A 13622-nucleotide genomic window follows, 5' to 3' on the forward strand; every position below is an offset into this window, starting at 1 on the left:
GCGTGCACAACGTTTGAAAGCAAGGGTCAGCAGGGGTTTCCGGAAATGTCGGAGGCCATGGATGGCCGGAGAGAAGCGCACATGGATGTGCTTGTAGCGGTTTCCGGAAACCCCTGCTGACCCTTGCGGCACCTCGAAGCTGAAACGCCAGCGTAACTCGGCGCGCCGATTCCTCGTTCTACTTCGACATTAGACTACAGCGCATCCAGGCCTTTTATCAGGGCATTGTTCTGGTCACTGGTACCAATCGTGATGCGCAGAAAATCGCTGATTCTTGGCTTATTGAAATGCCGAACAATAATGCCCTGCTCCCGAAGCTTCGCCGCAATCTCAGCCCCTTCATGGCCGGGATGGCGGGCAAAAACAAAGTTTGCCTTGGATGGCAACACCTCAAAGCCAAGCTCTTCCAACGCCCTGGTCACCCGCTCGCGCTCGCGGATCACGCCACTACAAGAGTCCTCGAACCACTGCTTGTCCTCAAACGCTGCCACGGCACCGGCCAAAGCCAGCCGATCCAGCGGGTAGGAGTTGAAGCTGTCTTTGACACGGTTGAGGGCCTCGATCAGCTCTTCGTTACCGACCGCAAAGCCAACCCTCAGGCCAGCCAGTGAACGAGCCTTGGACAGAGTCTGGCACACCAACAGGTTCGGGTATTGATTTACCAAGCGAATCGCCGTCTCGCCGCCGAAATCCACATAGGCTTCATCAACCACCACCACGCTATCCGGGTTGGCCTGCAGGATATCCTCTACATGCCCAAGTCCGAGGTAGCGTCCCGTCGGCGCATTCGGGTTCGGGAAGATAATGCCGCCGTTGTCACGTTTGTAGTCGTTCGGATCGATCTCGAAGCTGTCGGTCAAGGGAATGACCGCGCTTTCGATCTGGAACAAGCCACAATACACCGGGTAGAAGCTGTAGCTGATGTCCGGAAACAGGATCGGCTTGTCGTGTTTCAGCAGCCCTTGAAAGATATGCGCCAGCACTTCATCGGAACCGTTGCCAACAAACACCTGCTTGGGGTTGATTCCAAAATCCACGTGGTAGTCGGCAATGGCATCTTTCAGGGCCTGGCCTTCCGGGTCCGGATACAGGCGCAGGCTGTCATTCAGCTCTCTCTGAATGGCTTCAATCACTTTTGGCGATGGGCCGAACGGGTTTTCATTGGTGTTCAGCTTAACCAGATTGGCCATTTTTGGCTGTTCACCCGGCACGTACGGCTTGAGTTCACTGACCAGGTCACTCCAGTACTTACTCATTGATCCGGTACTCCGCTGAACGTGCGTGTGCTGTCAGCCCTTCACCTCGGGCCAGAACCGACGCTACCCGCCCCATACGGTCGGCACCCTGAGCCGTAAAGCCAATAAGGGAGGAGCGCTTCTGGAAATCGTACACGCCCAGAGGTGAGCTGAATCGCGCGGTACCGCTGGTGGGCAATACGTGATTCGGGCCCGCGCAATAGTCACCCAGGGCTTCGGCCGTATGCCTGCCCATGAAGATCGCACCGGCGTGGCGGATGTCGTCCAGCATGGCCTGCGGATCTTCTACTGAGAGTTCCAGGTGCTCCGGTGCAATGCGATTACTCACTTCCGCGGCTTCTTTCAGATCTGCCACCTGAATCAGAGCACCCCTTCCCAGCATGGAGGTGCGGATAATCTCTTCTCGCTCCATGGTTGGCAGCAGCTTGTTGATACTGGCTTCCACGGCATCCAGGAAGTCTGCGTCCGGGCTGACCAGAATACTCTGGGCCTGCTCGTCGTGTTCGGCCTGGGAAAACAGGTCCATGGCAATCCAGTCCGGGTCGGTCTTGCCGTCACAGATCACCAGTATCTCCGAAGGGCCGGCGATCATGTCGATACCGACAACTCCGAATACTTCGCGCTTGGCGGTGGCCACGAAGATGTTACCGGGGCCGACGATCTTGTCGACAGAGGGCACCGTGTCCGTGCCATACGCCAGCGCAGCCACAGCCTGGGCGCCACCGATAGTAAACACGCGGTCTACCCCGGCAATGGCGGCCGCAGCCAGGACCATGTCGTTCACCACACCGTCTGGCGTTGGCACCACCATAATGACCTCAGCCACACCAGCGACTTTGGCCGGGATCGCGTTCATCAGCACCGACGACGGATAGGCTGCCTTTCCGCCTGGCACGTACAGACCGGCACGATCCAGCGGTGTTACCTTCTGGCCCAGCACGGTTCCGTCTTCGTCCTGGTATTGCCAGGACTTCTGATTCTGACGCTCGTGGTAGTCACGGATGCGTTCCGCCGCTTTTTCCAGACCCTCACGCTGATCTTGGGGAATTCGGTCCAAAGCTGCCTGCAAACGGCTTTTATCCATTTCCAGCTCAGCCATGGAGCCAACGTCCAGGCGATCAAACTTGGCCGTAAACTCCAGCACTGCCGCATCGCCCCGGGTCTTCACCTCGTGCAGGATATGCCGAACCGACTCGTTCACCTGATGATCCACACTGTCGTCCCAGGCCAGCAGCTGGGCCAGCGCACTGTCAAAGTCGCTCTGGGTGGTGTTCAGTCTGGTGATTCTGTCGGTCATTTTTCAGATCCTGTCTTGGAGTAACACTACGAATCGCGGCGTCGTTCAACGGCCGCGGACATCTTCTCGATTATGGGGTTTATCTGGCCGTGTTTCATCTTCATGGAGGCCCGGTTAACCACCAGTCGGCTACTGATGTGGTCAATCAGTTCTCTTGGCTCCAGCCCGTTGGCCTTGAGGGTATTGCCGGTATCCACGATATCAACAATCTCATCGGCCAGATTCAGGATCGGTGCCAGCTCCATTGCCCCGTAGAGCTTGATGATATCGGCCTGCCGGCCCTGAGCCGCATAGTAGCGCCGGGCCAGGTTGACGAATTTGGTGGCAACACGAATCCTGCCTGCCGGTGGCTGCTCGCCTTTTTTGCCTGCGGTCATCAACCGGCAACGGGAGATGTTCAGATCAAGCGGTTCGTAGAGGCCGTCGCCACCGTGCTCCATCAGAACATCCTTACCTGTAACGCCCAGATCGGCGCCACCGTATTGAACATATGTGGGCACATCGGTCGCCCGGATGATCAGAATCCGCACGTTCGGGTCGGTGGTGGGAAACACCAGCTTGCGGGACTTTTTCACGTCGTCGACAAGCTCAATGCCCGCTTCCGCCAGCAGCGGCAGGGTTTCTTCCAGAATGCGACCCTTCGACAAGGCGATGGTGATGGAATCTGTCATGTATCCTTCCGGGTTCCCGTTGGTCAAATTCAGGCTGGCAGACGGCGGATGCTGGCGCCCAACAGCTGCAACTTCTCTTCAATGCACTCATAACCACGGTCAATGTGGTAAATGCGGTCAACAATGGTATCGCCGTCTGCCACCAGGCCGGCGATCACAAGGCTAGCCGAGGCCCGCAGGTCGGTCGCCATGACCGGAGCCCCGGTCAGATGTTCGACACCCTTGATGATGGCAGCGTTACCCTCAAGGGTAATGTCTGCGCCCATCCGGATCAGTTCCTGCAAGTGCATGAATCGGTTTTCAAATACGGTTTCGACGATGGTACCTGAACCCTCGGCCACCGCATTCATGGCCGCAAACTGAGCCTGCATATCCGTGGGGAACGCCGGATAAGGCGCGGTCCGCAGGCTGACTGCCTTGGGCCGCTTGCCTTTCATATCCAGTTCAATCCAGTCCGGGCCGGTAGTGATGTGCGCCCCCGCCTCTTCCAGCTTGAGCAGCACCGCTTCCAGAATATCTTCCCGGGTATCTTTTACTTTCACCCGGCCACCGGTCGCAGCCGCCGCCACCAGATAGGTTCCGGTTTCGATCCGGTCCGGCAACACGTTGTAGTGGCATCCGTGCAGGCGCTCCACGCCATTGATTTCAATGGTTGCGGTACCGTGGCCTTTGATATCGGCGCCCATGGCGATCAGGCACTCGGCCAGATCCACCACTTCGGGCTCGCGGGCCGCGTTTTCGAGGATGGTTTTACCCTCGGCGAGCGCAGCTGCCATCATCAGGTTTTCGGTACCCGTTACGGTGACCGTATCCAGAAAAATGTGGGCGCCCTTCAGCCGGCCATTGGTCTTGGCCTTGATGTAGCCATTCTCCACCTTGATGTCGGCACCCATCATTTCCAGACCGTGGATGTGCAGGTTAACCGGGCGGGTACCGATGGCACAGCCACCCGGCAGGGAGACTTCGGCTTCGCCAAAATGTGCCACCAGCGGGCCAAGTACCAGTATGGAGGCGCGCATGGTTTTCACTAACTCGTAGGGCGCATGGAAGTGCTTGATGCTGTTGGCATGCACTTCAACGCTCATTTTTTCATCAATGAGCAACTCCACCCCCATGCGCCCGAGCAGCTCGATCATGGTGGTGATGTCGTTCAGGTGCGGCAGGTTGCCGACGGTGACCGGCTCATCCGCCAGCAATGTCGCCGCCAGAATGGGCAGGGCCGCGTTCTTGGCACCGGAAATGCGAATTTCGCCATCCAGGGGCTTTCGACCCCTGATCAATAGTTTGTCCACGGTAATTATCCTGTTCGGTTCAGGCGCCGGCCTGCTGATCGGCCCACTCGCTCGGGGTAAAGGCTTTCGGGTGAAGGGCGTGAATGGTGCCGTCCATGACATGCTGGAATAGCACCTTGTTGATCATTTGCTGCCGTTTGATGGTGGGCAGTCCCTCAAATACGTCACCCACCACCACAACAAGATAGTGGTTGCCATCAACCTGTACCTGAACCTCGCAACCGGGCAGGGCTTCTTTGACAAGTTCGGTAACCTGGGCGGCGTCCATAAGGATTCCTCGACTTAGTTGAAATCAGGGGCGGAATTGTAACCAATTCCCGGGCGCCGGTCAGCTGTACTCGGCAAATCCGGGAATCTGATCCTGAAGATTACTGAGTGCGGCCAGAGAACGAAGTCGCTCACTGGCGCCTGTGAAGGAGAGATGGCAATGTCGGCTTAGCGCCAGACGCTGCCAACATAAAAGCATCGAAAGCACCACACTGTGGGCGGTGCCAAGCCCCGACAGATCAACCTCAAGCGTGCCGTCGGCCTGCTGGATTTCCTGCTCGCCCTGCTTGCGCAGTGCCAGGACCGTGTCGGCATCGACATCGCCGGTTACGCGAAGGGTTGCGCCATCCCGAACGATGCCCGGCGCACACTCACTCATGAACGATCCACCTGCTCGTCCAGATTCAGGGCCTCAACCGCATCACCCCAGCCGTCAATCACCGCCTGGACCTGGCCGCGATTCTCTTCCATTTCCTGGGCAAAGCGATCCCGGAAGGCAAGACCGATGTTAACGCCCTCTACGATGACGTTCTCCATCATCCAGCGGTCGTCGCCTGTCCGGTACATCGAGTAAGTGACCGGATAACGGTTGCCGGAGGCACTGATCAACTCCATTTCTACTGAAGCGCGATCCTCATTCTGAGGAAGGATGGTGGCTTCCTTGACGATGATCTCGAAATCTTCCGCGGAAACCAGGGCCTGGGCATAACTGTCAAACAGGCTGCGCTTGAACTTCTCGACAAAAGCATCCCGCTGCTCTGGCGTGGTCTGGCGGGCATATCGCCCCATCACTCGGGCAGCAATCCGGCGAAAATCGACAAACTCCTGAAGGGTTTCATCCATGCTGGCATAAAACGCCTCAGGATCCTTTTCGTACAACCCTTTCTCGGCATTGAGCTTCTGCACCAGCTTCTGGGTGTTCTCGTCCACGTAACGTTTCAGATCCTCCTCCGGCCCTGCGCAGGCCTGACCCACCACCAGGGCGAGCATGGCAATCATCAACGTCAAACGGTGTTTAAGGGCACTCATTACTTTCTCCTGTGCATGGCTCTGGCTCAGCGGCCGGAGGCAAAGTTACTGATCAGCCGTTCCAGATTCATGGCAGACTGGGTGGAATAAAAGGTATCCCCCGGGTTCAGCGATTCCAGATCTCCGCCAATCGATATATCAATGTACTGCTCCCCCAGCAGTCCGGATGTACGTATTACTGCTGCACTGTCGGCCGGGATGTTATCAACCTCGGCATGGATGGACATGGTTACCCTCGCCTGGAAGGTGTCCCTGTCCAGGGTGATGGATTCAATAGTACCGACAGTGACACCGGCCATGGAAACCTTGCCACGGGGCGTCAGGCCTCCGGTATCGTTGAAATTCGCGTACAGCGTGTAGGTCTGCTCCGCGGATTTCGGCGACAGACCGCTAACCTGCAGTGCCAGAAACATGAGCGCGGCCAGGCCGGCAATCATGAACAGCCCAACAATGATTTCTATGCTTCTCTGTACCATGAAAGGCTCCCTGAATCCTGTTAAAAATCACCGAACATGACGGCGGTGAGTACGAAATCGAGACCGAGCACCGCCAGCGATGAGTACACCACAGTTTTGGTGGTCGCCGAACTGATACCTGCGGAGGTGGGCACGCAATCATAACCCTGGTAGACCGCAATCCAGGCACACACGAACCCGAACACCACACTCTTGATAAAGCCGTTGAGCACGTCGTCCACAAAATCGACGGAGGACTGCATGTTGCCCCAGAAGGAACCTTCGAACACACCCAGCCACTCCACGCCGACCAGCATGCCACCGTAAATCCCGACCACCGAAAAAATCATGGCGAGTACCGGCATGGCGAGAAAACCGGCCCAAAGTCTTGGAGCAATGACCCTGCGCAGAGGATCCACCCCCATCATTTCCATGCTGGAAAGCTGTTCCGTCGCCTTCATCAACCCGATTTCTGCCGTCAGGGCGGATCCTGCACGACCGGCAAACAGCAGGGCGGTCACCACCGGCCCCAACTCTCGCACCAGCGTTAAGGCAATCATCTGGCCAATCGCCGACTCCGAGCCGTAGTCACTGAGAATGGTATAACCCTGAAGCCCTAGCACCATCCCGATGAACAATCCGGAGACCACCACAATCGCCAGTGACAACACGCCGACTGCGTAGAGCTGTTTGACCAGCAAGGGAAAACCTGTAGCAGGCCTGGGGACTCCTGCCAGCACACCGAACAGAAACTGCCCGGAACGACCAAAGGAGGCGATGATCGCAAGCCCGAGACGACCCAGGCCGGCAATACGATCCATCATGAAGACAGCCCTCCCACACCAAAATCAGCCGCCGCATCGCCACTCGGGTAATGGAACGGCACCGGGCCATCAGGCTGCCCTTCAAGAAACTGCTGAACCCGCTCAGACGGATGTGCCCGCAGCTCCTCGGGAGTGCCCTCACCGATCACCTTGCCGTCGGCAATAATGCAGGCGTAATGGCAAATACTCAGGGATTCCGGCACGTCGTGCGACACCAGAACGCTGGTTAGCCCCATGGAACTGTTGAGATCCCGGATCAGCTTGACCAGCACGCCCATGGCAATCGGATCCTGCCCGGCAAAGGGTTCGTCGTACATGATCAACTCCGGGTCGAGTGCGATACTGCGGGCCAGTGCGACGCGCCGGGTCATGCCACCGGACAACTCTGAGGGCATCAGCTCTCTGGCACCACGCAAGCCCACCGCCTCCAGCTTCATCAGAACAATGTCCCGGATCATATCTTCGGGTAACGACGTGTGCACACGCAGCGGGAAAGCGACATTCTCGTAGACACTGAGATCGGTAAACAGCGCGCCACTCTGGAACAGCATGCCCATTTTTTCGCGCAGCTGGTAAAGCGCCTTGCGCTTTAGCCGGGGCACGTCATGGCCTGCCACACTCACCTGGCCGGAATCCGGGCGAAGCTGACCTCCGATGAGCCTGAGGAGCGTGGTTTTACCGGTACCACTGGGCCCCATGATGGCAGTCACCTTCCCTTTGGGAATATCCAGACTGATTCCATCAAAAATCCGGCGCCCGGAACGGGAAAACACCACATCCCTAAGTGTTATGTACGCAGATGACTCCATAATCCATCCCTTTCAAGGAGCGCCTACATTATGACAAGCTCTCCCAGACCTCAATTAAAGCAACGTAAAATGTCTTGATGGCAATGATCAGAATCCCTGATGCAGGCGAGCCGGGGGCACCAGAAGTGATATACTTCGGCCTCAAATCCCAGATCGAGCAGACAGCCAGCCGACATGACCGAATCAAATACCTTCAACACCCAGGACTTTTGCAACTCGGCCCTACGGGCAATCCGCATCGAGCGCGAAGCCATTGAAGCGCTGGAAAGCCGTATAAACGGTGACTTCAGCCGCGCCTGCGAGGTCATCATGGCCTGCAAAGGCCGGGTTGTGGTGACAGGTATGGGCAAATCGGGGCACATCGGCAACAAGATTGCCGCCACGCTCGCCAGCACGGGCACGCCCGCCTTTTTTGTTCATCCCGGCGAAGCCAGCCATGGCGATCTGGGCATGATAACACCCCAGGATGTGGTCATCGCCATATCCAACAGCGGCAGCACCAGCGAAGTGGTCACCATTCTCCCTCTGATCAAGCGCATGGGCGCGCCATTGATCAGCATGACAGGCAAACCCGATTCCGTACTGGCACAGGAGGCCGTTGCCAACCTGGATGTCAGCGTGGCCATTGAAGCCTGCCCCCTGGGCCTGGCACCCACCTCCAGCACCACCGCCACCCTGGTCATGGGGGATGCCCTGGCCGTGGCGCTGCTTGAAGCCCGGGGATTCAGCGCCGAGGATTTCGCGTTCTCCCACCCCGGCGGCAGCCTTGGACGCCGCCTGCTGCTGCGGGTATCCGACATCATGCACACCGGTGACCAGATTCCTCAGGTTGCCGAGGGCACAACCCTGAGCGGGGCACTGCTGGAAATAACCCGCAAGGGCCTGGGTATGACCACGGTCGTTAATGCCGCCGGCACCCTGACGGGCATCTTCACCGACGGCGACCTGCGCCGGACCCTGGACAAATCCGTGGATGTGCACACTACCCCCATCCAGGACGTGATGACCCGCAACGGCAAAACCATCCGGGCAGACCACCTGGCGGCAGAAGCCTTGAATATCATGGAAGAAATGAAGATCAACGCCTTGCCGGTTACCGACGCAAACGGCACCCTGGTGGGCGCCATTAATATGCACGACCTGCTGCGGGCCGGAGTGATTTGATGACTCAGACAGCGCATCCGTTACAAACCCACTGGGACGCAGCCCTGAAGGCCAAGGCATCGGGCATTCGCCTGATCGCCCTGGATGTGGACGGCATCATGAGCGATGGTCGCCTCTATTTCAGTGCCAGCGGCGACGAACTCAAGGCCTTCAACATTCTTGACGGCCTGGGCCTGAAACAGCTGATGCAGGCAGGCATCACCGTGGCGGTGATTACCGGACGACGTTCTCCCCTCACGGAAAAGCGAATGTCGGATCTGGGCATCCCGCATCTGATGCAGGGTCGCGAAGACAAGAAGGTCGCATTGCTGGAACTGATCCGGGATATGAACCTTGAGCCGGAGCAGATTGCCTACATGGGCGACGACCTGCCCGACCTGCCCGCGCTGCGTTTTGCCGGCCTTGGCATCACGGTACCCAACGGCTACTGGCTGGTTCAGCAACACGCCGACTACTGTACCCGCAGCCACGGTGGACAGGGCGCTGTGCGCGAGGCCTGCGATCTCCTGCTCTGGGCTCAAGGGCACCTGGACACCACTCTTGCTCCCTATCTGGACGAGCCAGCATGATCACCGAGCGGCTTTTCGGCGATCGTGGCAAACGGCGGGTTACAACCCTGGCCCTGGCCGTCACCGTAACAGCAACCGTTTTTTTGCTGTGGCAAAGCGACGAGCCTGTCAGCTCACGGAATGCCGCCAGCGACCTGCGGGGGCCCGCAGAACCCGACGGCTTTGTGGTGGGCGGCCAGTACCGTGCATGGGATGAGCAAGGCAACCTCCAGATTGATCTCACAAGCCCCAGAATTGAACAGTTTGAAGAAACCGGCACGGCTCATCTGGACACGCCGAGAGCCCGGCTTTTCAGTGAGGGCAGCCCCGAACCTTGGCTCATCGAGTCCAATGAAGGTAGCCTTCAGCAGAACAATGAAAAGCTGGAACTTACGGGGAACGTCCGGTTGACCCGACAGTCCGAAGGCCGCGAAGCCGTTCTCGAAACCGAGGCACTGACCCTGGACAACAGCAACGGCACCGTCTACACAGACCATCCGGTGTCCATCACCGAGCCTTTCGGCGTCACCCGCTCCACCGGCATGAAAGCCTGGATCGACGAACGCATTCTCGAACTCAACTCCCGGGTAGAGGGACAATATGAAACCGTCAGGTAAACGATCTTTCTGCCGGCCAGTGATTCTGGCCATGGCATTGCTGGCCGGCCCTGTATCGGCATTCAATCTGGATTCAGACATCCCCATCAAGGTCAGTGCCGATTCTGCCCGCCTGGACGATAGCGCCGGTACGGCCGTTTACACCGGCGCTGTCGAACTGATCCAGGGCGAAACCCGGCTGGAAGCGGATCGGGTGGTACTTTACCGGAACCAACAAGGTGTCAGCCGGATTGAAGCCGCCGGCAACCCCGCCCATTACCGGCAACCTGGCCAGGAAGGCGAAGGCATGACCGATGCCAAGGCCCTGAACATCACCTGGTCTGGCGATGAAAACCTGGTCATTTTTGAAAGACAGGCCGTCATCGAACAGGGTGGCAACGTATTCCGGGGCGATGTCATCCACTACGACACCGTTCGCCGCGTTGTTACTGCGGAAGGCGGCACGCCATCCGACGGCGGCTCCGGCCGGGTGGAAATGGTGATTCAGCCTCGTAATTCAGCTCAATCCAGTGACGGGAAAGGTTCGGATGGCAGTTCTCAGGGCCAGTAATCTGGCAAAAAGCTACAAGCAGAAAAAAGTGGTGCTGGACGTTTCTCTGGAAATTCGCTCCGGCGAGATTGTCGGCCTGCTCGGCCCCAACGGCGCCGGCAAGACCACCTGCTTCTACATGATCGTGGGCCTGGTGCCTGCGGATCACGGCCGGATCACCATCGACACCCAGGACATCACCCCGCTGCCGATGCATGGCCGCGCCCGCAAGGGCATCGGCTACCTGCCCCAGGAAGCCTCCGTGTTCCGCAAACTGACCGTACGGGACAACATCATGGCCATCCTCGAAACCCGCAAAGGCATGAGCCGGGCGGAACGGGACGCCAAGCTGGAAGAGTTGCTGGAAGAGTTCCACATTACTCACATCCGGGACAGCGTGGGTATGGCACTATCCGGCGGCGAACGCCGCAGGGTTGAAATCGCCCGGGCGCTGGCCATGGAGCCTGCCTTTATTCTGCTGGACGAGCCCTTCGCGGGCGTAGACCCCATCTCAGTGAGTGACATCAAGCACATCATCCGGCACCTTCGGGACAAGGGCATCGGGGTCTTGATCACCGACCACAACGTTCGGGAAACCCTCGACATCTGCGAGAATGCCTACATCGTTTCCGGAGGCCACATCATTGCCTCCGGCAATGCCGAAGCCATTCTGGCAAACCAGCAGGTGAAAGAAGTATATCTGGGCGACGAGTTCCGGCTCTGACCTGATAAAACAGGGTTTATCCGAGGCCTGATTGTTTTGATGATCTGTAGCAAGTAAACTCGGCAAAAAACTTGCTTATACTGTCTACAGACAATGGCAAGTAACCAGCGTACAACATTTTTTTCGGCCTGTGCGCCGGCAAAGCAACAACCGGGATGCCCACGAGTTATGGATCTTGAGCCATGGTTATGAAAGCCTCATTACAGCTTAAGCTGGGCCAGAGTCTGACCATGACGCCCCAGCTGCAGCAGGCTATACGCCTGCTGCAGCTTTCTACCCTCGATCTCCAGCAGGAAATCCAGCAGGCGCTGGAATCAAACCCCATGCTGGAAACCTCCGAGGACGATGAGCACGCTGAAGGCGACGAACGCGAAGAGCACGAGCACAGCGAAGCTTCCGGCTCTGAGACCACCCAGGACGACAGCCACCAGGACGCGAGCCCGGACTGGGACGAAACCGAGAACGGCCCAGACTGGTCGTCCGAGAACGATATTCCGGACAACATTCCTGATGATCTGCCGGTTGATACCGCCTGGGATGACATCTACCAGTCTGCCCCGGCTCCGGCCAGCAAGGGCGAAGACGAGCACGAATCGGATTTCGAGACTCGTAATTCGCCCACCGAAACCCTGCAGGATCACCTCGAGTGGCAGCTGAACCTGACGCCCCTGAGCGAGCGGGATCAGGCCATTGCCCACGCGCTGCTGGATGCCGTGGATGAGCGCGGCTACCTGACGTCTGACATCGAGGACATTCACGCAGGGCTGCTGGACGAATCCGAAGAAGATCCGCTGGAACTGGACGAAGTGGAAGCGGTACTCCACCGCCTGCAACACTTCGACCCGCCCGGCGTGTTCGCTCGGGATCTCCAGGAATGCCTGCTGATTCAGCTCAACCAGCTGCCACCGGATACCCCCTGGCTGCGCCAGGCGAGACTGGTGGTTACCCAGTTCCTGCATCTGCTTGGCAACCGGGACTACGCACAGCTGTTGCGCCGCAGCCGGCTCAAGGAAGACCAGCTGAAACAGGTACTGGCCCTGATCACCAGCCTGAACCCTCGCCCTGGCGATGTCGTGGACCGGGCCGAACCGGATTACGTTATCCCGGACGTCATCGTACGCAAACACGAAGGCCGCTGGCGGGTTGAACTCAACCCGGAAATCGCTCCGCGTATCCGGGTGAATGCCAGCTACGCGTCACTGATCCGCCGGGCTGACAGCAGTGCCGATAACACCTACCTGCGCGACCAGCTGCAAGAAGCGAAATGGTTTATCAAGAGCCTGCAAAGCCGGAATGAAACCCTGCTGAAAGTGGCCACCCGCATCGTTGAACACCAGCAAGGGTTCCTCGATCAGGGCGAAGAAGCCATGAAGCCTCTGATCCTGTCTGACATTGCCCAGGCGGTGGAAATGCACGAGTCCACGATTTCCCGGGTTACCACCCAGAAGTACATGCACACGCCCCGCGGTATTTTTGAGCTGAAGTACTTTTTCTCCAGCCACGTCAGCACCGCCGAGGGCGGCGAATGCTCGTCTACAGCCATCCGGGCGATGATCAAGAAGCTGATTGCCGAGGAAACCCCGAAAAAGCCATTGAGCGATAGCAAAATTGCAGCCATGCTAGGGGAACAGGGAATCAACGTGGCGCGGCGTACCGTGGCCAAATACCGGGAGGCCATGCATATTCCTCCCTCGAACGAACGAAAACGCCTGGTTTAAACTTTCGCCGGTGCAAGATGCACTGGCACGCAAGCCGGCAAGCACGCCGGCAGTATGACAACAGGAGACGCCTATGCAACTCAACATTTCAGGCCATCACGTAGAACTGACTCCCGCTCTGAAGGATTACGTCAACACCAAGTTCGAGAAGCTGGAGCGTCACTTCGACCACATCAGTAACTGCCAGGTCACACTGGAGGTCGAGAAGGTGCGCCAGATGGCGGAAGCCACGCTGCACGTGATTGGTGGTGAGATTCACGCAAAGGCAGAAAATGAGGACATGTACGCCGCAATCGACGCTCTGGTCGACAAGCTGGACCGTCAGATCCTCAAGCACAAGGAAAAGAACGTAGACCGGATGCACGGTAACGGCGGTCGCTGAAGCGCGAACCTTACCGGGTGTTTCATGAAACGAGCTGCGG

Annotated in this window: 17 protein-coding genes; 7 read left to right on the forward strand and 10 right to left on the reverse strand. The window is 58.1% G+C overall.

Going from position 1 to position 13622, the window contains the following annotated elements; genetic code table 11:
* Positions 1 to 194 precede the first annotated feature (194 nt).
* From hisC to JIF53_RS09085, 10 genes are read right to left on the reverse strand one after another with little or no spacing between them, the layout of a single operon-like run.
* Complete coding sequence (gene hisC / locus JIF53_RS09040) at positions 195 to 1256, reverse strand: histidinol-phosphate transaminase (protein ID WP_199452325.1); 1062 nt, start codon at positions 1254 to 1256, stop codon at positions 195 to 197.
* Complete coding sequence (gene hisD, locus JIF53_RS09045; RefSeq protein WP_199452326.1) at positions 1249 to 2553, reverse strand: histidinol dehydrogenase; 1305 nt, start codon at positions 2551 to 2553, stop codon at positions 1249 to 1251. Before hisD ends, hisC begins: the two co-directional genes overlap by 8 nt.
* Positions 2554 to 2579: 26 nt before the next feature.
* The gene (gene hisG / locus JIF53_RS09050; protein WP_011786147.1) at positions 2580 to 3224 is read right to left on the reverse strand and encodes an ATP phosphoribosyltransferase; all 645 of its coding nucleotides are present in this window, start codon (positions 3222 to 3224) and stop codon (positions 2580 to 2582) included.
* Positions 3225 to 3253: 29 nt separating this feature from the next.
* Positions 3254 to 4516 (reverse strand): UDP-N-acetylglucosamine 1-carboxyvinyltransferase, encoded by a 1263-nt coding sequence (gene murA / locus JIF53_RS09055; RefSeq protein WP_199452327.1) that lies wholly within the window; start codon positions 4514 to 4516, stop codon positions 3254 to 3256.
* 19 nt (positions 4517 to 4535) lie between these two features.
* Complete coding sequence (locus JIF53_RS09060) at positions 4536 to 4784, reverse strand: BolA family protein (protein WP_014422100.1); 249 nt, start codon at positions 4782 to 4784, stop codon at positions 4536 to 4538.
* A gap of 60 nt (positions 4785 to 4844) precedes the next feature.
* Positions 4845 to 5162 (reverse strand): STAS domain-containing protein, encoded by a 318-nt coding sequence (locus JIF53_RS09065; protein ID WP_199452328.1) that lies wholly within the window; start codon positions 5160 to 5162, stop codon positions 4845 to 4847.
* The gene (locus tag JIF53_RS09070) at positions 5159 to 5812 is read right to left on the reverse strand and encodes an MlaC/ttg2D family ABC transporter substrate-binding protein (RefSeq protein ID WP_199452329.1); all 654 of its coding nucleotides are present in this window, start codon (positions 5810 to 5812) and stop codon (positions 5159 to 5161) included. The genes JIF53_RS09065 and JIF53_RS09070 overlap by 4 nt, the downstream gene beginning before the upstream one ends.
* A gap of 26 nt (positions 5813 to 5838) precedes the next feature.
* Positions 5839 to 6288: an outer membrane lipid asymmetry maintenance protein MlaD gene (mlaD, locus tag JIF53_RS09075; protein ID WP_199452330.1), complete on the reverse strand. Its 450-nt coding sequence runs from the start codon at positions 6286 to 6288 to the stop codon at positions 5839 to 5841.
* Between the two features lie 20 nt (positions 6289 to 6308).
* Complete coding sequence (gene mlaE, locus JIF53_RS09080) at positions 6309 to 7091, reverse strand: lipid asymmetry maintenance ABC transporter permease subunit MlaE (protein ID WP_199452331.1); 783 nt, start codon at positions 7089 to 7091, stop codon at positions 6309 to 6311.
* Positions 7088 to 7900 (reverse strand): ATP-binding cassette domain-containing protein, encoded by an 813-nt coding sequence (locus JIF53_RS09085; protein ID WP_199452332.1) that lies wholly within the window; start codon positions 7898 to 7900, stop codon positions 7088 to 7090. Before JIF53_RS09085 ends, mlaE begins: the two co-directional genes overlap by 4 nt.
* Positions 7901 to 8074: 174 nt before the next feature.
* Here JIF53_RS09085 and JIF53_RS09090 point away from each other — a divergent pair, with 174 nt between their 5' ends.
* The 7 genes from JIF53_RS09090 (at position 8075) to hpf (ending at position 13582) form a co-directional block, all read left to right on the forward strand.
* The gene (locus JIF53_RS09090; protein WP_011786155.1) at positions 8075 to 9064 is read left to right on the forward strand and encodes a KpsF/GutQ family sugar-phosphate isomerase; all 990 of its coding nucleotides are present in this window, start codon (positions 8075 to 8077) and stop codon (positions 9062 to 9064) included.
* Positions 9064 to 9633 carry a KdsC family phosphatase gene (locus tag JIF53_RS09095; protein ID WP_199452333.1) on the forward strand — a complete coding sequence of 190 codons (570 nt, stop codon included), beginning with the start codon at positions 9064 to 9066 and terminating at the stop codon, positions 9631 to 9633. The genes JIF53_RS09090 and JIF53_RS09095 overlap by 1 nt, the downstream gene beginning before the upstream one ends.
* Entirely contained in the window at positions 9630 to 10229 is a 600-nt protein-coding gene (lptC, locus tag JIF53_RS09100) for an LPS export ABC transporter periplasmic protein LptC (protein WP_199452334.1), read from the forward strand. The genes JIF53_RS09095 and lptC overlap by 4 nt, the downstream gene beginning before the upstream one ends.
* The gene (lptA, locus tag JIF53_RS09105; protein WP_199452335.1) at positions 10213 to 10779 is read left to right on the forward strand and encodes a lipopolysaccharide transport periplasmic protein LptA; all 567 of its coding nucleotides are present in this window, start codon (positions 10213 to 10215) and stop codon (positions 10777 to 10779) included. The genes lptC and lptA overlap by 17 nt, the downstream gene beginning before the upstream one ends.
* Complete coding sequence (lptB, locus tag JIF53_RS09110) at positions 10757 to 11482, forward strand: LPS export ABC transporter ATP-binding protein (RefSeq protein ID WP_199452336.1); 726 nt, start codon at positions 10757 to 10759, stop codon at positions 11480 to 11482. Before lptA ends, lptB begins: the two co-directional genes overlap by 23 nt.
* Before the next feature lie 188 nt (positions 11483 to 11670).
* Positions 11671 to 13200 carry an RNA polymerase factor sigma-54 gene (locus JIF53_RS09115; protein WP_199452521.1) on the forward strand — a complete coding sequence of 510 codons (1530 nt, stop codon included), beginning with the start codon at positions 11671 to 11673 and terminating at the stop codon, positions 13198 to 13200.
* 73 nt (positions 13201 to 13273) lie between these two features.
* On the forward strand, positions 13274 to 13582 hold the full coding sequence (gene hpf, locus JIF53_RS09120; protein ID WP_011786161.1) for a ribosome hibernation promoting factor: 309 nt from the start codon (positions 13274 to 13276) through the stop codon (positions 13580 to 13582).
* Positions 13583 to 13622: the final 40 nt, after the last annotated feature.

It is taken from the genome of Marinobacter sp. bablab_jr008 (genome assembly GCF_016464145.1).
Classification (GTDB): Bacteria; Pseudomonadota; Gammaproteobacteria; order Pseudomonadales; family Oleiphilaceae; genus Marinobacter; species Marinobacter nauticus.

Excerpts from the sequence above, each read along its gene's own strand:
- JIF53_RS09085 (WP_199452332.1), bottom strand. The coding sequence starts at position 7,900 with ATGGAGTCATCTGCGTACATAACACTTAGGGATGTGGTGTTTTCCCGT.
- lptA (WP_199452335.1), top strand. The coding sequence starts at position 10,213 with ATGAAACCGTCAGGTAAACGATCTTTCTGCCGGCCAGTGATTCTGGCC.
- JIF53_RS09060 (WP_014422100.1), bottom strand. The coding sequence starts at position 4,784 with ATGGACGCCGCCCAGGTTACCGAACTTGTCAAAGAAGCCCTGCCCGGT.
- mlaE (WP_199452331.1), bottom strand. The coding sequence starts at position 7,091 with ATGATGGATCGTATTGCCGGCCTGGGTCGTCTCGGGCTTGCGATCATC.
- lptC (WP_199452334.1), top strand. The coding sequence starts at position 9,630 with ATGATCACCGAGCGGCTTTTCGGCGATCGTGGCAAACGGCGGGTTACA.
- JIF53_RS09115 (WP_199452521.1), top strand. The coding sequence starts at position 11,671 with ATGAAAGCCTCATTACAGCTTAAGCTGGGCCAGAGTCTGACCATGACG.
- JIF53_RS09090 (WP_011786155.1), top strand. The coding sequence starts at position 8,075 with ATGACCGAATCAAATACCTTCAACACCCAGGACTTTTGCAACTCGGCC.
- hisG (WP_011786147.1), bottom strand. The coding sequence starts at position 3,224 with ATGACAGATTCCATCACCATCGCCTTGTCGAAGGGTCGCATTCTGGAA.
- mlaD (WP_199452330.1), bottom strand. The coding sequence starts at position 6,288 with ATGGTACAGAGAAGCATAGAAATCATTGTTGGGCTGTTCATGATTGCC.
- JIF53_RS09070 (WP_199452329.1), bottom strand. The coding sequence starts at position 5,812 with ATGAGTGCCCTTAAACACCGTTTGACGTTGATGATTGCCATGCTCGCC.
- JIF53_RS09065 (WP_199452328.1), bottom strand. The coding sequence starts at position 5,162 with ATGAGTGAGTGTGCGCCGGGCATCGTTCGGGATGGCGCAACCCTTCGC.
- JIF53_RS09095 (WP_199452333.1), top strand. The coding sequence starts at position 9,064 with ATGACTCAGACAGCGCATCCGTTACAAACCCACTGGGACGCAGCCCTG.
- hisD (WP_199452326.1), bottom strand. The coding sequence starts at position 2,553 with ATGACCGACAGAATCACCAGACTGAACACCACCCAGAGCGACTTTGAC.
- hisC (WP_199452325.1), bottom strand. The coding sequence starts at position 1,256 with ATGAGTAAGTACTGGAGTGACCTGGTCAGTGAACTCAAGCCGTACGTG.
- hpf (WP_011786161.1), top strand. The coding sequence starts at position 13,274 with ATGCAACTCAACATTTCAGGCCATCACGTAGAACTGACTCCCGCTCTG.
- lptB (WP_199452336.1), top strand. The coding sequence starts at position 10,757 with ATGGCAGTTCTCAGGGCCAGTAATCTGGCAAAAAGCTACAAGCAGAAA.